Source organism: Zobellella iuensis, from assembly GCF_016746085.1.
Lineage (GTDB): Bacteria > Pseudomonadota > Gammaproteobacteria > Enterobacterales > Aeromonadaceae > Oceanimonas > Oceanimonas iuensis.
In genome coordinates, this window is the sequence record NZ_JAERTZ010000018.1 from 1 (window position 1) to 18356 (window position 18356).

Sequence of the window (18356 nt, forward strand, 5' to 3'; positions counted from 1 at the left end):
CAAGGAAAGCTATAAATGGCAACAGGGGGTGGCAACGCTGGCCAGCCGCCTCGGTGACATGAGCAACATCATCGACGTGTGTGATCGGGAAGCTGATATCTATGAATACCTGGCCTATCAGCTACAGCATCGGCATCGCTTTGTGGTCCGCGCCTCTGATAACCGGAAGGTGACGGATGAGACGTCGACGAAGTTGTGGGAGTTGTTGGATAGCCTCGAGCCCGCCAGCCATTACCAGGTGGAGATCCGGCAAAAAGGGGGCCGCCCGGCTCGCACGGCCGATGTTGCGCTCAGCTATACCCAGGTGACGGTGAACAAGCCGCAGCGGGCTCAGGCCGAGAAAACGCTGACGCTGAACGTGGTCTACTGCCAGGAGGTGGGCAGGGCGGAAAAAGACGCCCTTCGGTGGATACTGTATACGTCAGAGCCGTTGCCGGATGCCGAGGCGGCGCGGCGTATCGTCAGATATTACGAGCTTCGTTGGCGGATAGAGGAGTTTCATCGTATCTGGAAGACGGAGGGGGCGGACGTCGAGTCCTTGCGGATGCAGCGTAGGGAAAATCTGCGCCGGGTGGCCATCATCAAGGCCTTTGTGGCGGTGCGTCTGCTGCAACTGAAGGAACTCGCCCAGAACAGGGAGGAGGCGAAGGACATCAGCTGTGAATGTGTGCTGACGCCCCTATCGTGGAAGTTACTGTGGCGCAAGACAGAGAAACAGAAGCCCTTCCCGGCACAAGCTCCGTCGCTGTACTGGGCCTATTACGCCTTGGCTCGACTGGGTCGTTGGCACGACACGGCGAGAACGGGCCGAGTAGGTACTCAGGCGCTGTGGGACGGTTGGCTCACACTGATGCATTACGTCGAGTCCTATGAGTTGCTCAAAGGACTCGACTTGTGACTAAGAGTCAGGCTTCTAGCTTCCAGCTTCCAGTTTACGTTCGAAATCCCGGGTGACGATGGCCAGGGCGGCCAACGCCAGCGCGGGGTTCACTTCATTCAGTTCCAGCAATTCGATCAGATCCACCGCCAGTTGAACTTCTGCCGGGGCTTCGGCCAGGGTCATGATAGGCTCCTCGTCTGACAATACCGGACTCATCACCGGATTTTACCCAAAAAAATGCCCAGCAGGGCTGGGCAAAGACTTAGTGCTTAATTGCAGTGGCATTACATTGGAGCGGGGATAAAGAAGAAGGTTCCCGTAAAATATGCCAAATGACGTAAAATTTTTTTGACGCGTTTTTAACTTGACAGTAACCGGCTTTGAAACGTAAATTTTAAACACTTGTTTTATTTGAGGTGGCCAGTGAGCAAAAAAGATACCAAGCAGAAGATCCTCGATGCCGCCGAGGTGTTGTTTGCCGAGCAGGGATTCAGCGAGACCTCGCTCAGGCTCATCACCAGTGCGGCCGATGTCAACCTGGCTTCGGTCAATTACCACTTCGGCTCCAAGAAGGATCTGATCAAGGCGGTGATGGACCGCTACCTGGCCATCTTTATGCCCAGTACCGATGAGGCCTTGACCCGCCTGCTGGCGGAGCCCGAGATCACCCTGCACCAGGTGTTCGACTGCTTCGTGGCACCGCTGATGACGCTGACCAGGATCAAGCGCCGCGGGCCCGAAATTTTCCTGCAGCTGCTGGGGCGGGGTTATATCGATAACCAGGGCTTCCTGCGTTGGTTTATCGTCAATCACTACGGCGAGGTGCTGGAACATTTTACCCAGGCCATCCGCAAGGCCGCGCCCGAGCTGTCCTCCGCCGATGTGTTCTGGCGGCTGCACTTCACCCTGGGCACTGTGGTGTTCACCATGGCCTCCAGCGAGGCACTGCGGGACATCGCCCGTACCGATTTCAACGAAGAAATAGATGTGGAAGGGCTGGTACGTAAGGTGATCCCTTACCTGGCCAGTGGCGTCGGCGCCAAGCCCTGTTGATTTACCATCCCGGTTACTAAGGAGAGGGATCATGAGTTTACGCAAGAAATGGATCAGTGGGCCGGCTTTCGCCACCTTCAAGAAAATACTGCCGCCGTTGTCGGCCACCGAGCGCGAAGCGATGGAAGCCGGCTCGGTGTGGTGGGACGGCGAGCTGTTCTGCGGCAAGCCGGACTGGTCCAAGCTGGCGGCCTATGGTCCTTCCTCCCTCACCGATGAAGAGCAGCATTTCCTCGATAATCAGGTGGAAACCCTGCTCGCCATGCTGGACGATCATCATATAGTCAACGATGAGCGCGAACTGCCCGAGCCGGTATGGGACTATATCAAGAAAGAAGGCTTCTTCTCGCTGATCATCCCCAAGTCCTACGGTGGCCGGGACTTTTCCGCCTATGCCAACTCCACCATAGTGGCCAAGCTCGCCAGCCGCAGTATCAGTGCCGCCGTGACGGTCATGGTACCGAACTCCCTGGGGCCCGGTGAGCTGCTGATGCACTATGGCACCCAGGCGCAGAAGGATCGCTGGCTGCCGGGGCTGGCCAAGGGAACCGAGGTGCCCTGTTTTGCCCTGACCGGGCCGGAAGCCGGCTCCGATGCCGGCGCCATTCCCGACAGCGGCGTGCTGTGCAAGGGCGAGTACAACGGCGAAGAAATGCTGGGTATCCGCCTCAACTGGGACAAGCGCTACATCACCCTGGCGCCGCGCGCCACCGTGCTGGGGCTGGCGTTCAAACTTTATGATCCCGACGGCCTGATGGGCGACAACAGGGACATTGGCATTACCTGTGCCCTGATCCCCACCAGCCACAAAGGGGTGGAAATTGGTGATCGTCACTTCCCCATGGGGCTGGCCTTCCTCAATGGCACCACCCGGGGCAAGGATGTGTTCATCCCCCTCGACTGGATCATCGGCGGACCCGATTATGCCGGCCGCGGCTGGCGCATGCTGGTGGAATGCCTGTCCGCCGGCCGGGGGATTTCGTTACCGGCCCTGGGCACCGCCAGCGGTCACCTGGCGGCCCGTACCACCAGCGCCTATGCCTATGTACGCAAGCAGTTCGGCCTGTCCATCGGTAAGTTCGAAGGCGTGCAGGAAGCCCTGGCCCGTATCGGCGGCATGACCTATCAACTGGAGGCGACGCGCCGCCTGACCACCCGGGCGCTGGATCTGAATGAAAGCCCGGCCATCGTCACCGCCATCTCCAAGTACCATATGACCGAAATGGCCCGTACCGTGATGGACGACGCCATGGACGTGCATGCGGGCAAGGCTATCCAGATGGGGCCCAAAAACTACCTGGCCCACAACTACATGGGTATTCCGGTGGCCATCACCGTGGAAGGGGCCAACATTCTCACCCGCAACCTGATGATCTTCGGCCAGGGCGCCACCCGTTGCCATCCCTTCGTGCTGAAGGAGCTGGAAGCGGCGGCCAATCCGGACGCAAAGGCCGGCCTGGACCAGTTCGACCAACTGTTGTTCAAGCACATCGGTTTCGCCGCCGGCAACGTGTTCGGCGCCTTCTGGCAGGGGCTGACCGGCGGCCGCTTCAACGGTGCGCCGGTATCCGGCGAAACCGCCGGCTACTACAAGCAACTGGCCCGTATGAGCAAGGCCCTGGCCCTGTGCGCCGACATGTCGATGCTGATCATGGGCGGGGATCTCAAGCGCAAGGAAATGATCTCCGCCCGCCTGGGCGATGTGCTGAGCCACCTCTACCTGGCTTCCGCCACCCTCAAGTTCTATGAGGACAACGGTCGCTGCGCCGATGAGCTGCCCTTCGTGCACTATGCGCTCGGCCGCAACCTGTATCTGATCGGCGAAGCCCTGGACGGCTTCTTCCAGAACTTCCCCAGCCGGCCCGTGGCGGTGGCCCTGAAGACCCTGATCTTCCCGCTGGGCAACCGCTACGGCAAGCCCCTGGACAAGCACGCCCAGGCCATCTGCAAGCTGTTGATGACGCCGGGCGGGGTGCGTGATCGCCTGACCCAGCTATGCTATGTGCCCAAGGACAGCGAGCCCGGCCTGGGCGAGGTGGAGGCGGCCTTCCTGGCCATGGTATCGGTACAGGGCATCGAGAAGAAGCTGCTGGAGGCACAGCAGGCCGGCCGGCTTGCGCGCAAACTGCCCTTCGAGCAGATGCTGGCCCAGGCCAGGGCTCAGGAGATTATCAGCGATACCGAAGCCCAGCGCCTGCTCAAGGCGGAGGAGCTGCGCCGCCGCGCCATCGCGGTGGACAGCTTCGCTCCCGGGGTGTTGAGCCGGGAGATGCCAAAAAAGTCTGACGCGGCCTGAGCCGACGACCGCCATTAACAGAAAAGGCCGGGCAAATGCCCGGCCTTTTTATACTTCTTCTAGCTCGTCCCGCTTATTCCACGGTCAGGATCTTGCAGGTATTGGTGCTGCCGACCACTTCCATCATGTCGCCGTGGGTGAGCAGGACCAGATCGCCGGAGCTGACGTAACCGGCCTGTTTCAGGGTGGCCAGGGCTTCGCGGCAGATCTCGGCATGGCTCAGGCTGTCGTCGGGCTTGAAGTGAACCGGGGTCACGCCGCGATACAGGTTGGTCCAGGCCAGGGTCTTGGCTTCACGGGACAGGGAGAAGATCGGCAGGCCGGAGCTGATGCGGGACATCAGCAGCGGGGTGGTGCCGGACTGGGTCAGGGCCACGATGGCCTTGACGCCCTGCAGGTGGTTGGCCGCATACATGGTGGACATGGCCACGGTTTCCTCCACCGAGGTGAAGGTAAAGTTCATGCGGTGGTTGGAGACGTTGACGCTGGGATGCTTCTCGGCGCCCAGGCAAACCTCGGCCATGGCCTTCACGGTTTCGATCGGGAACTGGCCGGCGGCGGTTTCGGCGGACAGCATGACCGCATCGGTGCCGTCCAGCACGGCGTTGGCCACGTCCATCACCTCGGCGCGGGTGGGCAGGGGGGCGGTGATCATCGACTCCATCATCTGGGTGGCGGTGATCACTACCCGGTTCAGGCGGCGGGAGGTGCGGATCAGCTTCTTCTGTACACCCACCAGCTCGGGATCGCCGATTTCCACGCCCAGGTCGCCCCGGGCGACCATGACCACGTCGGAAGCCAGGATCACGTCTTCCATGGCGGCGTCGGTCGCCACCGCTTCGGCACGTTCCACCTTGGCCACCAGCTTGGCATTGCTGCCGGCGGCACGGGCCAGTTCACGGGCGATGCGCATGTCTTCGCCGGTGCGGGGGAAAGACACGGCCAGGTAGTCGACGCCGATTTTGGCGGCGGTCTTGATGTCTTCCTTGTCTTTCTCGGTCAGCGCCGGGGCGGACAGGCCACCGCCTTTCTTGTTGATGCCCTTGTTGTTGGACAGGGGGCCGGCCACGGTGACTTCGGTCAGTACCTTGTTGCCTTCCACGCCCTCGACCCGCAGTTGGACCCGACCGTCGTCGAGCAGCAGGATATCGCCGTTCTTCACGTCGCGCGGCAGCTCTTTATAGTCGATGCCGACCTGCTGCTGATCGCCGGCGCCTTTCGGCAGGTCCGCATCCAGCACGAACTTGTCGCCGATGTTCAGGTGGATCTTGCCGTCCTTGAAGGTGGAGACGCGGATTTTGGGTCCCTGCAGGTCGCCCAGGATGGCCACGTGCTTGCCCAGCTTCTTGGCAATCTCACGCACCTGGTTGGCGCGGGCCATATGATCTTCGGGAGTACCGTGGGAGAAGTTCATGCGCACCACGTTGGCGCCGGCGGCGATAATACCTTCCAGGTTATTGTCGCGATCGGTAGCCGGGCCCAGGGTGGTGACAATCTTGGTACGTCTTAACATAAGAGACTCCAATTGAGATGTAGATGAAAGAAAGAGGGGATGTTCAAATTGCTTGTTAAGCCTGGCAGGCTGCGAATAGGGGACGAACAACGGATGTCTGCAGACGGGAGTCTTGGGATGGCCAATCGAGCCGCCATGGGCTCTCGGTAGGTGATGAATGGCTGGCTCACGGTCTGACGCTGCATCCTTGGTTTTGTAAATTGTTACCGATAATAACCGAAGCCCGGGTCAAAGTGTAGACGCGGTCACAAAAATGGCCGGTATTTGCCGGCCATTTGATCAAAATCAAAGGTGAGGGTTATCAAACCGTGAATTTTTTATCCCTTCTTTAACCTTCTTCAGGTTTTCCCGAAACTTGCCGCCGCGGCGCAGGATAAAACCGGTGGCGAGCACATCGATCAGCACCATCTGGGCCAGGCGGGAGGCCATCGGCAGGTAGACATCGGTGTCTTCCGGCACGTCCATCGACAGCACCATGGTGCACTCCCGGGCCAGGGGCGAGTCCTTGGCGGTGAGGCCGATGACGATGGCGTCGTTCTGGCGGGCCAACTGGGCGATTTCCACCAGCGCCTTGGTGCGGCCGGTGTGGGAAATCAGCACCACCACGTCGCCCTCGGAGCTGGCGATGCAGCTCATGCGCATCATCACCACGTCATCGAAGCACAGCACCGGCACGTTGAAGCGGAAAAATTTGTTCATGGCGTCGTGGGCCACGGCGGAAGAGGCGCCCAGGCCGAAAAACGACAGCTTCTTGGCCTGGGTCAGGATATCGACGCAGCGGTTGACCGCCTGCGGGTCCAGGCTGTGCCGGGCCGAATCCAGGCAGGCCATGCTGGACTCGAAAATCTTGGCGGTATAGGACTCGGGGCCGTCGTCTTCTTCCACATGGCGGTTTACATAGGGGGTGCCGTTGGCCAGGCTCTGGGCCAGGTGCAGCTTGAAGTCCGGAAAGCCCTTGGTGTCGAGCCGGCGACAGAAGCGGTTGACGGTCGGCTCGCTCACGTCCGCCAGCTTGGCCAGGGCGGCGATGCTGGAATGGATGGCGGTTTGCGGCGAAGCCAGGATCACTTCCGCCACTTTCCTTTCAGACTTGCTGAAACTATCTATATTTTTTGTAATTTTTTCTAATGTATTCATCTGGACAACCGGGCTCGATGGGACGGGCCAGGAACAACCCTGGGCGGCGTAACAAAAGTGGATACACTATACAGGACAATCGATTGCGTTAAGAGTACCCCCATACCAAAGTATGACTGAACTCTAAAAAAATTACTCGCAAGGCGGAAAAAAAGCCAATAATGGTGTTGCTTAATAACAAATGAAATGGATGCTCCATCCTCTGGAGATGTAAAAAAGCCCCGCGTGCGGGGCTTTTTGCCGGGAACGGCCGGTCGTTAGAGCAGCTCGCCCCAGAGATCGTATTCGTCGGAATGGGTGACGGTCACCTTCACCAACTGGCCGGGCTCGAGGCCGGTTTCGCCGTTGAGGTAGACCAGGCCGTCGATCTCCGGAGCATCGGCGCTGGAACGGCCGATGGCGCCTTCCTCGTCCACCTCGTCGATCAGCACCTCGATGACCTTGCCCACCTTCTGGGCCAGCTTGCGGGTGGAGATCTCCTGCTGCAGCGCCATAAAGCGTTCGAAGCGCTCCTGCTTGACCTCTTCCGGCACCGGGTCCGCCAGTTCGTTGGCCCGGGCGCCTTCCACCGGGCTGTAGGTGAAGCAACCGACCCGATCCAGCTCGGCCTGCGCGATAAAGTCGAGCAGCAGCTGGAAGTCTTCCTCTGTTTCGCCGGGGAAGCCGACGATAAAGGTGGAGCGGATGGTGATCTCGGGGCAGATTTCGCGCCAGCTGCGGATCCGCTCCAGGGTGCGCTCCACCGCGCCCGGGCGCTTCATCAGCTTGAGGATACGGGGGCTGGCGTGCTGCAGGGGAATGTCCAGGTAGGGCAGTATCTTGCCGTCGCGCATCAGCGGGATCAGATCGTCCACGTGCGGGTAGGGGTAGACATAGTGCAACCGTACCCAGACCCCCATCTTGCCGAGCTCTTCGCACAGGGCCTGGATATGGGTCTTGACCGGCATGCCGTCGGCGAAACCGGTTTTGTGCTTGACGTCCACCCCGTAGGCGGAGGTGTCCTGGGAGATCACCAGCAGCTCCTTCACCCCGGCGTCCACCAGGCGGCGGGCTTCGCTCAGCACCTCACCGATGGGGCGGCTGTCCAGATCGCCGCGCATGGAGGGGATGATGCAGAAGGTGCACTTGTGGTTGCAGCCTTCGGAGATCTTCAGGTAGGCGAAATGCTTGGGGGTGAGCTTGACACCCTGTTCGGGCACCAGGTTGACGAAGGGATTGTATTCCGGACGCGGCACGTATTGGTGCACGTGGTTCAGTACCTGCTCGTAGGAATGGGGGCCGGTGATCTCCAGCACCTTGGGGTGCACTTCGCGAATTTGATCTTCCTTGGCGCCCAGGCAGCCGGTGACGATGACCTTGCCATTCTCGTTCAGGGCTTCGCCCACCGCTTCCAGGGATTCCTGTACGGCGCTGTCGATAAAGCCGCAAGTATTGACGATCACCAGATCGGCATCATCGTAGGAAGGCACCACCTCGTAACCTTCGATACGCAACTGGGTCAGGATACGCTCGGAGTCGACCAGATTTTTCGGGCAACCGAGAGACACGAAGCCGATACGGGGAACAGACATACTCACTTGGCTTAACTCACTTTAAAGAGGGTGGAAACGAAAGAGGGCGCATTTTACACCCAAGTCGGCTGACTAAAAAAGAGGCAGCAACAAAAACACCCCGGAAGGCCGGGGTGTTTTCAACTGACGAAAGCTTATTTGGCGAAGTTTTCTGCCACGAAGTCCCAGTTGACCAGGGCCCAGAAGGCTTTCACATAGTCGGGACGCACGTTGCGGTAGTCGATGTAGTAGGCGTGTTCCCACACATCACAGGTCAGCAGCGGGGCAACGCCGTCGGTCAGCGGGCAGCCGGCATTGGAGGTGTTGACGATGCCCACGGAGCCGTCGGCCTTCTTCACCAGCCAGGTCCAGCCGGAGCCGAAGTTGGTCACGCAGGATTTGGTGAACTCTTCTTTAAAGGCGTCGAAGGAGCCGAAAGCGGCCTTGATGGCGTCGGCCAGGGCGCCGGTCGGCTCGCCGCCGCCGTTGGGAGCCAGGCAGTGCCAGTAGAAGGTGTGGTTCCACACCTGGGCGGCATTGTTGAAGATGCCACCGGAAGAGGTCTTGATGATGTCTTCCAGGGATTTGCCTTCGAACTCGGTACCGGGAACCAGGTTGTTCAGGTTGACCACGTAGGTGTTGTGGTGCTTGCCGTAGTGATATTCCAGGGTTTCCTGGGAGATATGGGGTTCCAGAGCATTTTTGGCGTAAGGCAGTGCGGGAAGTTCAAATGCCATTGTTATTTTCTCCATTTTGATTGTGCCAGCCGGAGCTGGCCGAGACATTGCTGCTTGCTTTCCATGGCGGGCGCGACCCATGACAGAGCATAGTCGCAAACCGCTAAATTGCTGAAAGGATTGTAACAGTTTGCCTGATAACGAAACAACAACAGCTTTTGTAGGGGGATAATGGCCCTGTGCACAGGATGGGCTTTTATTGCCTTGCAGATACCGATTTATGTGTGCTCGCTCTTGTGACCGCAGAGGGATAAAGTAGAATAGACTTTTTTAACCACATGCGTCCGAGGTGGTCATGGACACCATTGAAAAAATCAAAACCCAGATCAGCGAAAACCCGATCCTGCTGTATATGAAAGGTTCACCCAAGTTTCCCAGCTGCGGCTTTTCCGCCCAGGCGTCCCAGGCGCTGATGAACTGCGGCGAGCCCTTCGCCTATGTGGATATCCTGCAAAATCCCGACATCCGCGCCGAGCTGCCCAAGTACGCCAACTGGCCGACCTTTCCCCAGCTGTGGGTGGAAGGGGAGCTGGTCGGCGGTTGCGACATCATCATCGAGATGTTCCAGCAGGGCGAACTGCAGAGCCTGATCAAGGACACCGCCGCCAAGCATCCCAAGCCCGAGCAGGCATAAACCGTCCGCGCTCGCATAAATTCGACCCTTCGGCTTCCGCAGGGTCGATTTCAATCGACCTCACCGTTCACGCTTCCACGCCTCAGGGCCTGAAACAGACTTCAAGCAGGGTGCCGCCTTGTTCCCCGGGGCCGATACGCAGGGCGCCGCCCAGGCTGGCGGCCCTGTCCTGCATGATCTTGAGCCCGTAGTGCTGCCCCTGATCCATGCCGGTGTCGATGCCGGTGCCGTTATCCGCCACCGACAGGTGAATCGCCTCGTCCTGCTGCCAGACCCGGACCGCCACCCGGCTGGCCTGGGCGTGCTTGAACACATTGTGCAGGGCCTCGCGGGTGATCTGCACCAGGTGGATGGTCTGGTTAGGGCTCAGCCGGTGGGGTGACAGCCGGTATTCGAAATCGATGGCAAAGCCCATGCGGCGGTTGAACTCGGCCAGGGTGTCGCTCAGGGCGGCATAGAGACCGGGCTTGTCCAGCTTGAGACGGAAAGTGGTGAGCAGCTCCCGCAACTGGCGGTAGGCGTTGTTCAGCCCTTCGCGCATCTCGTCCAGTCCCGAGGCCACTTCGGGACTGGGGTCGGGCAGCTGCAGCTGCACATAGCTGACCTGCAGCTTGAGGTAGGTCAAGGCCTGGGCCAGGGAGTCGTGCAGCTCGCGGGCTATGGTCGCCCGTTCTTCCATCAGTTGCAGCTGCTGGTGCTGGTGCTGACGCCGATCCAGGGCCAGGGCGGTGGTTATCTGATCGAAGATGCTGGCCAGCAGCTGTTGCTGTTCCTCCGCCAGCGCTTGCCCCGGCGGGCAGCAGGCGAGCACCTGACCGTAATGGCCGCTGCTGTCCTGCAGGGGCCAGCGGTAGTTGGGGGCGTCGCGGGGCCCGGCACCGTCCGAGCAGGCGGTGACTTCGTCGAAGGAGCTGTCATCGTCCCCTTCATAGAGGTGAATGCAGATCTGGCGCAAGGGGGTGAGTTGCTCCAGCCGGCTCAACAGCCCGGGCAGGCGCTGATACAGCGGCTCCACGCCCTGCAGTTCCCGCTGGGTATCATAGAGGGTGGTCAGGGTCTGGTTGGAGCGTACCAGGGCCCGGGTTTGTTGCTCCACCTTTTCTTCCAGCTGGCCGTAGAGTTCGGACAGCTGCTGGTTCATGGTGTCCACGGTGGCGGCCAGCACCGCCATTTCATCGTCGCCGGCAATACCGCTGCGGCAGGCGAAATCACCCTGGCCTACGGCCCGCGCCACCAGCAACAGCCGGCGCAACGGGGTGAGCAGCCGTTGGTGCAGGTAGATCACCGCCGCCACCAGGATCAGCAGCATGGCCAGCATCACCATGAACTGCAGCCAGCTCTGCCGCTGCAGACTGGCCTCGGTATTCTGCTCGATCTGGATCACCAGGGTATCGATGGCATCGACGAAGGCGGCCACCTGGGTACTCACCGGCCCGCGGTCCGAAGCTTGCAGCAGGCTGGCCTTGAGCTGCAGCCATTGCTGTTGCAACTGCCGGTGTTCCTGGCTGAGGCCGTCGTTATCCAGCACCCGCACCAGCACCGGATCCCGCAGATCCCGTTCCAGCATCAGCAGGTCAGCGTCGTCCTGCAAGGGAACCCGGCTGAGCAGTCGATAACTTTGCATCCGCAATGAGCCGGCCTTGTTGATCACATAGGCCCGCCCCCCGCTCTTGTCGGACAGCCAGGCCGAGGCCGCCAGGCTGACCAGGGCCAGCAGCACCAGGATCAGCATCAACAGGGTGATGCGGGTCAACAGGGAACGGGATAAGGGGATCGATGACATGGCGTCCTGTCCTTGGTAGCAATAACAGTCCCGCTGGCCCCTCCGGCCGTCGGAAGAGCCACGGGATTCAGATGCATTTCACTGGCTTGGGCAGTCCGGCCAGCTTGGTGGCCTGCTTGGCCGGCCCCTTGGGAAACAATCGGTACAGGTAACGGCTGTTGCCTTTTTCTTCGCCCAACTCCTTGGCCATGGCTTTCACCAGGGCGCGAATGGCGGGGGAGCTATTGTATTTGAGATAAAATGCCCGGACGAACCGGATCACTTCCCAGTGTTCGGGGGTGAGGCTGATGCCTTCCTGTTCCGCCAGCAGGGCAACCATGGCCGGTTGCCAGTCCTGATGGTCCTTGAGATAACCCTGGGCATCGGTTGCAATGACCCGCCCTTCAAATTCGAACATAGTGACTCCTCTGTAGCGCCGCCATCTTACCCAAGTCGGTCGGCCGCTGCATCTTCTGCCGGCGTCTGCTGTTGAAAGCCTCGGGCCAGCTGGTAGAGATCGTTGACCAGCAGGGTGATATGGCCGAGCAGCTGGTGCGTCAGGATCACCCATTCGTCGTCGCTGTCCGTGCGGGTGGTCGTCAAGGGGGAATAGGCCGGCAGCTCTTCGCCGCTGCGTAAAGCCTTGGCCGAGGCCTGCAGCCTGGCCACCAGTTGTGGCACCGGGGTGCCGGTCAACACCTCCGAATGGATGCGGTGCGCGCCCAGGGTCGACAGGTAGGACAGCAGGGCATGGTTGCGGTAGGCGATGTCGAAGCAGAGGTTCAGCCAGTGCCTGGGTACCGGCTCGACCCGGATATTCTGCCAGGCCAGAGCCAGCTGGTTGTCGGCCAGGTGGGCCTGCTTGCGTGGCAGCCGGTAGTCCAGTTCGTCGTTCCGCCCCCGTTCGAACTGGCGGGCGATGGCCGCCAGGTAATTGGCATTGGCCTCCATGGCATCGGCCATCAGCCGGGGCAGGTGGCGTCGTTGCCAGTCGGGCCAGATAAACCAGACCGCGACGAAGGCCATGGCGCAGCCGGCCAGGGTGTCGAACAGGCGCGGCAGGAAGATCGGGTCCTGGCCGCTGCCCTGCAGGTTGAAGGCCAGCAGTACGAACAGGGTAACGAAACCCACCGCCCAGCTGTAGTAGATCTTCACCTGGGTGAAAAAGATAAAGTTGCACAGCAGCAGCACGACAATCTGGGCACCGACCGAAGGGAAGAGGTACAGCAACGGAATCCCCGCCAGCAGGCCGCCCAGGGTACCCAGGGTCCGCTGTACCAGGCGTTTTCGGGTGGCGCTGAAGCTGGGCTGGCACACGAAGAGGATGGTCAGCAGTATCCAGTAGCCCCGTTCCAGCTCGAGGCTGGCTATCAGGGTATAGCCGAGGGCGAAGCACAGGCCCAGGCGCACGCCGTGGCGAAAGAGGATGGAATTGGGGTGCAGCAGCGCCTTGAGCTTGGGCCAGAACGGCTGCCGGGGCGGGCGGGCCAGTTCGACCTGGCTTGCCTCGGGCGGCGTCTGCCGCCGGGTCAGATCCTGGGCACGCAGCAGGGCCTGGTGCAGGTGCTCCATATTGCGGCTGAGAAACTTCATCGGGCTCAGCAGGGAACGCGGGTAATGGCGTTTGAGGTGGCTGTAGTCGAGCTGATCCTGCAGCGCGCTCAGCTCCCAGGCGATGCGTTTGCTATGTTGGTAGGCATTGTGGGTGAGGATGGCATAGCCCAGCCGGTAGCAGGCTTCGCCCAGCTCCACCAGCAGGGTCTGGTAACCGGCCAGCACATTGACCTGGTTGAGATCCTGGTTGAGCTGCCGGTAGGAGTAGTGGCTGGAGGCGGCCCGTTCATGCATGTCCTGCACCAGCAGGTAGAGCGCCAGCAGGCGGCCCAGCTCCGCGTCCTGTTTGCCGTGGTCCTGGATGCGGCGGTTAAGCATCTGCTTGGTACTTTCCAGTGCGTTCACCAGCTGGATATTGAGCTGGGCCAGCCCATGGCGCAGGTGCTGGTGTTCCTCCTCGGGGCTGTCGAAGAAGCGCGATTTCTCCAGCAGGTAGCGGGACAGGGCGAAGTAGCACTGGGCCAGTTGTTCATGCACCTGCTTGTAGGGCCAGGCCAGCAGCACCAGCCAGGACAGCAGGCCGTACCAGGCCGCCCCCAGGGTCAGCAGCAGCGGCTGGTACCAGAAATAGGGGCTGTCCGCATGCCCCTGCATGGCATAGAGGGACACCAGCAGGGTGCCGAAGCCGAGGCTGCCGGCGGTGGGCCCCCAGGCTCCCAGCAGCACCAGGACGAAGGTGGTGAACACCAGCAGGGGACCGAACAGCCAGGGCGAGTCGATCAGCCAACTGACACCGGTGATGGCGACGAAGAAGCACAGCAGGCTCAGCAGCAGGTGGCGCAACCGGCCTTTGAGGTCCTGATCCACCTCGCTCAGGGCGCCGGCCATGGCGCCGAGCGCCAGGGTGACGGCGGCGGGCACCTGTTCCAGCCACCATCCGGGCAGCAACAGGCTGGACATGGCCAGCAATACCTTGAGGGCGAAGAAGAAATGGCTGTCGGTGAAGACGCGTCTGAGCCAGATAATTCCGGGCGACATGATCCCTGTTAGCAGTTGGCCGGTCAGAGGACGATAATACCCAAGTCGGTGCCGATGCACAGCCGCCGGGGGCAATAAAAAAGCCCCGGACGGGGCTTTTTTGAAAAAAGGAGGGGGAGATTAATCCCGGCTCAGGCCCAGCAACTGCAGCAGGCTGAGGAAAATATTGAAAATCGACACATACAGGGTCACGGTGGCGGAGATGTAGTTCTGCTCGCCGCCGTGGATGATGGCGCTGGTCTGCATCAGGATGGCACCGGACGAGAACAGGATGAACAGCGCGCTCAGGGCCAGGCTCAGGGCCGGCAGGGCCAGGAACAGGTTGGCCACGAAGCCGACCAGTATCACCACGAAACCGGCCATCATCATGCCGCCGAGGAAGGACATATCCTTCTTGGTGGTCAGCACATAGGCGGACAGGGACAGGAAGGTCAGGGCGGTGCCGCCGAGGGCCAGCATCACGGTCTCGGTACCGGAGGAGGTGCTCAGGTAGTAATTGAGGATGGGGCCTATGGTGTAGCCGGTAAAGGCGGTAAAGGCGAAGATGCACAGCAATCCCAGGCTGCTGTTCTTGTTGCGTTCGGTCAGGAACATCAGGCCGTAGAAGCCGACCAGGGTGATGATCAGGCCCGGACGGGGCAGGGCGAGCATGGCGCTCACGGCGGCGGACAGGGCGGCGACCACCAGGGTCATGCCCAGCAGCATGTAGGTATTGCGCAGGACCTTGTTGGTCTCCAGCGCGCCCGCCTGGGTGCGGGACAGGGTATTGTTGTATCGCATTGTTCAGACTCCTTTAGTGTCTAAAACAGGGATGGAACCACCGAATAATGAAGTGTATTGTGGACATAATATGACCCGGTTGTCGAGCTTTCCGTGCCCGAATTCAAGGACTTGTCTCGCAAGGGTGGGTCTTTTTGTCCATTAAATATCCATTCGCACCGGGGCCGGCATTTATCAGTTTACAAGATGATGGGGCCTGAGTACTATTGTCGCCCGTCGGAGGGGTGGCAGAGTGGTTGAATGCACCGGTCTTGAAAACCGGCGTAGGTTAATAGCCTACCGTGGGTTCAAATCCCACCTCCTCCGCCAGACCTGAAAAGCCCGCTGCGTCACCCGCAGCGGGCTTTTTGCATTGTCCCGCCCGGAGTTTGCCCATGGACATACTGCTACGCCACGACCATTTCTACGTGATCAACAAGCCCGCCGGCATCGGCATGCACCAGGAAGGGGACAGCCCGGGTCTGGTGCGGCGACTGAGCGAGGAGCTGGGTGAACCGCTCTACCCGGTGCACCGACTCGACAAGATGACCACCGGTGCCCTGCTGCTGGCCCGCACCCCTGAAGCCAACCGCGAGCTCAGCCGCCAGTTTGCCGAGCGCAGTACCTGCAAGCTGTACCTGGCGTTGTCGGATCGCAAGCCCGGCAAGAAGCAGGGGTTGGTAAAGGGCGACATGGAAAAGGCCCGGGGCGGCAGCTGGAAACTGACCCGGGGCAGCGCCAATCCGGCCATTACCCGCTTTTACAGCAGCCTGCTCGATAACGGGTTGCGGGCTTTCCTGCTGCAACCCCACACCGGCAAGACCCACCAACTGCGGGTGGCGCTGAAAAGCCTGGGTAGCCCCATACTGGGAGATGAGCGTTACGGCGGCAGCCCGGCGGACCGGGGCTATCTGCATGCCTGGCAGCTGGAGTTTGGCTATGGCGGCGAACGACTGAGCGTCCGGGCCCCGCTGACGGAGGGAACATGCTTCCTCGAGCAGGCCGAGGCGCTCGAGCGCTGGGCGTGCGGGCTGTCGGGGGCCTGCGAGGCCGGTTAGGCCCGCCAGCTGGGGCGCCGAACGGAACAACATCGATCCCGACGTGGGCTGGAGTGGCTGATGTAGGGTCCATTTCAATGGACCATGCCACCCCGATGCTTCATCTGCGGTTGCCCCGGTTCAGCGCTTGTGCAGTATCCGTGGTACCGGGTAATGGCCGCTGCGGTAGTTGCCCCGCACCGCATCCAGCGTCAGGTTCAGTACCTGCTGGGTGACGATATGGTGATCCTGGGCGATGGTGTTGATCGGGCTCGACAGAAAATCGAGCAGCCGGTGATCACCGAAGGTGCCGAGCCGCAGGCGGGAGGGCAACTGGGCTTCGTGCTGGTAGAAATAATCCAGCACCCCTTCCAGCAGCACGAAGGCGGTGGTAACGATGGCCTGGGGGCGTTGCCAGTCCACCTGCTCCAGCTCGTTCAGCAGGCGAAAGGCGGTCTGGCGCTCGAACCGTTCGCCATAGAGCACCTGGTAAGGCACCCCGGTTTTCTCCAGGGCCTTGACGAAGCCCTGCTCCCGCTCCAGGCTGATGCCCAGATCCGGGGCGGCGGCAATCAGCCAGGCTTGCTCCAGCCCGGGGTCGGCCAGGGTCTGGGTCAGGCGGAAGGAAGAGGCCTTGTTCTCGCTGCTCACATAGATCAGGGGAGCGGGCAGGGATCTGTCCACCCCGATAACCGGCAGCTCCTGGTTGACCTTCAGGTAGAAGTCGTCGTCCAGCGGCAGGCAGGACGCCACTATCAGGGCATCCACCCGCCGTCCTTTCAGCATCAGGGCCAGATCCTTTTCGGTATCCGCTTCGTCATCGGAGCAGGTCACCAGCAACTGGAAACCGGCCTTGCGGGCGTGCCATTCCAGCAGTTTGGCCATGCGGGCATAACTGGGGTTCTCCAGGTCCGGCACTATCAGGCCGAAGGTATGGGACAGGGCTCCGCGCAGGGCGGCGGCCTGGCGGTCGGGCTGGTAGTTGTGGGCCCGTACTACCGCCATCACCTTATCCTGGGTGGCCTGGCTTATCCGGTGCTGTTCCGCCTTGCCGTTGATCACGTAGCTGGCGGTAGTGCGCGATACGCCGGCCAGGCGGGCGACTTCGTCAAGTTTCATTGTTCGTTAAATCCATCAAAATGTGCACCAGATCATATCATTGCAATCTGCCGGTGCAGATAGCTTGCTTGAATTGCTGAAACGATTCAGTATGAATTCAGTTACAAAATAACCCAAGTTCTTTCCATCTTGTTCTAGGGTGTAAATATCCTTGTAAATCAGCAGGTGATGTCATGCTTTCACTGTCTACACAAGACGTAAAAATCGGTGCCGCCTTGGCCGACAAGGCTTCCGTGATCAATGCGCTGGCCCAGTGGCTGGAGCAGGACGGCAATGTGGCCGCCGGATACGAGGCCGGCATGCTGGCACGCGAAGCCCAAACCGCCACTTACCTGGGGCAGGGCATCGCCATTCCCCATGGTACCCAGGATACCCGCCATCTGGTGAAAAAAACCGGTATCAAGGCCATTCATCTGCCCGCGGGCGTGGAGTGGGGTGACGGTGAAAAAGCCTACCTGGTGCTGGGCATCGCCGCCGGCTCCGACGAACACCTGGGGCTGCTCAAGCAACTGGCCCGGGCCCTGTCCCAGGACGACCTGGCCGAGCGGGTCAAGGCCGCCAGCGAGCCGCAGGATATTCTGCAGTTATTGCAGGGCGATAGCGAGCCCGAATTGGCCCTGGGTGTGGAAAGCATCGCCGTCAAGGCCAAGGCCAGCTCCCTGGGCCAGCTGGCCGAACAGGCCGCGGTGCTGATGCAGGCCAACGCCAGCGAGCAGTCCGCCCTGATCAAGGGCGAGGCCAGCCACCTGGGGCAAGGCTGGTGGCTGAGCCAGACCCCGACCAGCGGCCCTTCCCGGGCGGCGCTGGTGACAGTGGACTCCTTCGAGCACCGGCAGCAGCCGGTTTCGGCCCTGCTGGCGCTGGCGGTGAAGGGCGCGGCCCACAAGGGCCTGCTGACCCAGTTGGCCGACTGGCTGGCCGCCGGTAAGGGCAATGAGCTGGCCGGCCAGGCTTCCGCCGAGGCCCTGCTGGCTGCCCTGAGCCAGGGGCCGGCTGCCGTGGCCGTCGGCGAGGTGACGGTGGAAGTGCGCAACCCCCATGGCCTGCACGCCCGCCCCGGCGCCATGCTGGTACAGGCCGCCAAGCAGTTCCAGGCCGATATCAAGGTGCGTAACCTGAACTGCGACGGCAAGGCGGTGTCCGCCAAGAGCCTGATGAAGATCATGACCCTGGGTGTCAAACTCGGCCATACCCTGGCCTTCACCGCCGACGGCGAAGATGCCGATGCCGCCCTCAAGGGCATGGTGGAGGCGGTGCGCGCCGGCCTGGGTGAGGAAGTGGTACCGG

Annotated in this window: 15 protein-coding genes, 1 tRNA gene and 1 pseudogene; 7 read left to right on the top strand and 10 right to left on the bottom strand. The window is 61.1% G+C overall.

Annotated elements, in window-relative coordinates; translation table 11 throughout:
* Nucleotides 1-898: IS4 family transposase (locus JKV55_RS06835; protein ID WP_202083552.1), on the top strand; the 898-nt coding region annotated here is incomplete at its 5' end.
* Nucleotides 899-913: 15 nt separating this feature from the next.
* Here JKV55_RS06835 and JKV55_RS06840 read toward each other — a convergent pair.
* Nucleotides 914-1063 (bottom strand): DUF2496 domain-containing protein, encoded by a 150-nt coding sequence (locus JKV55_RS06840; protein WP_202083554.1) that lies wholly within the window; start codon nucleotides 1061-1063, stop codon nucleotides 914-916.
* Nucleotides 1064-1303: 240 nt separating this feature from the next.
* On the opposite strand from JKV55_RS06840, the gene psrA reads away from it, so the two are divergent.
* The gene (gene psrA, locus JKV55_RS06845; protein WP_202083556.1) at nucleotides 1304-1933 is read left to right on the top strand and encodes a TetR family transcriptional repressor PsrA; all 630 of its coding nucleotides are present in this window, start codon (nucleotides 1304-1306) and stop codon (nucleotides 1931-1933) included.
* Between the two features lie 31 nt (nucleotides 1934-1964).
* Nucleotides 1965-4229, top strand: coding sequence for an acyl-CoA dehydrogenase (locus JKV55_RS06850; protein ID WP_202083558.1), 2265 nt, complete (start codon nucleotides 1965-1967; stop codon nucleotides 4227-4229).
* A 73-nt stretch (nucleotides 4230-4302) separates the two neighbouring features.
* Here the strand turns inward: JKV55_RS06850 and pyk are convergent, their stop codons facing one another.
* The 4 genes from pyk to sodB all read right to left on the bottom strand — a co-directional run bounded on the left by pyk (nucleotide 4303) and on the right by sodB (nucleotide 9166).
* Entirely contained in the window at nucleotides 4303-5742 is a 1440-nt protein-coding gene (gene pyk / locus JKV55_RS06855; protein WP_202083560.1) for a pyruvate kinase, read from the bottom strand.
* Nucleotides 5743-6027: 285 nt separating this feature from the next.
* Nucleotides 6028-6879 (bottom strand): MurR/RpiR family transcriptional regulator, encoded by an 852-nt coding sequence (locus tag JKV55_RS06860; RefSeq protein ID WP_202083562.1) that lies wholly within the window; start codon nucleotides 6877-6879, stop codon nucleotides 6028-6030.
* Between the two features lie 257 nt (nucleotides 6880-7136).
* The gene (gene rimO, locus JKV55_RS06865) at nucleotides 7137-8450 is read right to left on the bottom strand and encodes a 30S ribosomal protein S12 methylthiotransferase RimO (protein WP_202084238.1); all 1314 of its coding nucleotides are present in this window, start codon (nucleotides 8448-8450) and stop codon (nucleotides 7137-7139) included.
* Between the two features lie 134 nt (nucleotides 8451-8584).
* The gene (gene sodB / locus JKV55_RS06870; RefSeq protein ID WP_202083563.1) at nucleotides 8585-9166 is read right to left on the bottom strand and encodes a superoxide dismutase [Fe]; all 582 of its coding nucleotides are present in this window, start codon (nucleotides 9164-9166) and stop codon (nucleotides 8585-8587) included.
* A 295-nt stretch (nucleotides 9167-9461) separates the two neighbouring features.
* Between sodB and JKV55_RS06875 the strand changes: the two genes are divergently transcribed.
* Nucleotides 9462-9800: a Grx4 family monothiol glutaredoxin gene (locus tag JKV55_RS06875; protein WP_202083565.1), complete on the top strand. Its 339-nt coding sequence runs from the start codon at nucleotides 9462-9464 to the stop codon at nucleotides 9798-9800.
* Between the two features lie 82 nt (nucleotides 9801-9882).
* Here JKV55_RS06875 and JKV55_RS06880 read toward each other — a convergent pair whose 3' ends face one another.
* The 4 genes from JKV55_RS06880 to JKV55_RS06895 all read right to left on the bottom strand — a co-directional run bounded on the left by JKV55_RS06880 (nucleotide 9883) and on the right by JKV55_RS06895 (nucleotide 14934).
* Complete coding sequence (locus JKV55_RS06880; RefSeq protein ID WP_202083567.1) at nucleotides 9883-11583, bottom strand: histidine kinase; 1701 nt, start codon at nucleotides 11581-11583, stop codon at nucleotides 9883-9885.
* Nucleotides 11584-11650: 67 nt separating this feature from the next.
* Entirely contained in the window at nucleotides 11651-11980 is a 330-nt protein-coding gene (locus tag JKV55_RS06885; RefSeq protein WP_202083569.1) for a TusE/DsrC/DsvC family sulfur relay protein, read from the bottom strand.
* 26 nt (nucleotides 11981-12006) lie between these two features.
* Nucleotides 12007-14154 carry a YccS family putative transporter gene (gene yccS, locus JKV55_RS06890; RefSeq protein ID WP_202083571.1) on the bottom strand — a complete coding sequence of 716 codons (2148 nt, stop codon included), beginning with the start codon at nucleotides 14152-14154 and terminating at the stop codon, nucleotides 12007-12009.
* A 120-nt stretch (nucleotides 14155-14274) separates the two neighbouring features.
* On the bottom strand, nucleotides 14275-14934 hold the full coding sequence (locus JKV55_RS06895; protein WP_202083578.1) for a Bax inhibitor-1 family protein: 660 nt from the start codon (nucleotides 14932-14934) through the stop codon (nucleotides 14275-14277).
* Between the two features lie 218 nt (nucleotides 14935-15152).
* Between JKV55_RS06895 and JKV55_RS06900 the strand changes: the two genes are divergently transcribed.
* Both JKV55_RS06900 and JKV55_RS06905 read left to right on the top strand, forming a co-directional pair.
* Nucleotides 15153-15243, top strand: a tRNA-Ser gene (locus JKV55_RS06900).
* Nucleotides 15244-15308: 65 nt separating this feature from the next.
* Nucleotides 15309-15971, top strand: a complete 663-nt coding sequence (locus JKV55_RS06905) for a TIGR01621 family pseudouridine synthase (RefSeq protein ID WP_202083580.1) — start codon at nucleotides 15309-15311, stop codon at nucleotides 15969-15971.
* Nucleotides 15972-16091: 120 nt separating this feature from the next.
* Here the strand turns inward: JKV55_RS06905 and cra are convergent, their stop codons facing one another.
* Nucleotides 16092-17069 (bottom strand): catabolite repressor/activator, encoded by a 978-nt coding sequence (gene cra, locus JKV55_RS06910; RefSeq protein WP_202083582.1) that lies wholly within the window; start codon nucleotides 17067-17069, stop codon nucleotides 16092-16094.
* Between the two features lie 173 nt (nucleotides 17070-17242).
* On the opposite strand from cra, the pseudogene fruB reads away from it, so the two are divergent.
* A pseudogene (fruB, locus tag JKV55_RS20270) lies at nucleotides 17243-18343 on the top strand (fused PTS fructose transporter subunit IIA/HPr protein); the annotation flags it as partial.
* Nucleotides 18344-18356: the final 13 nt, after the last annotated feature.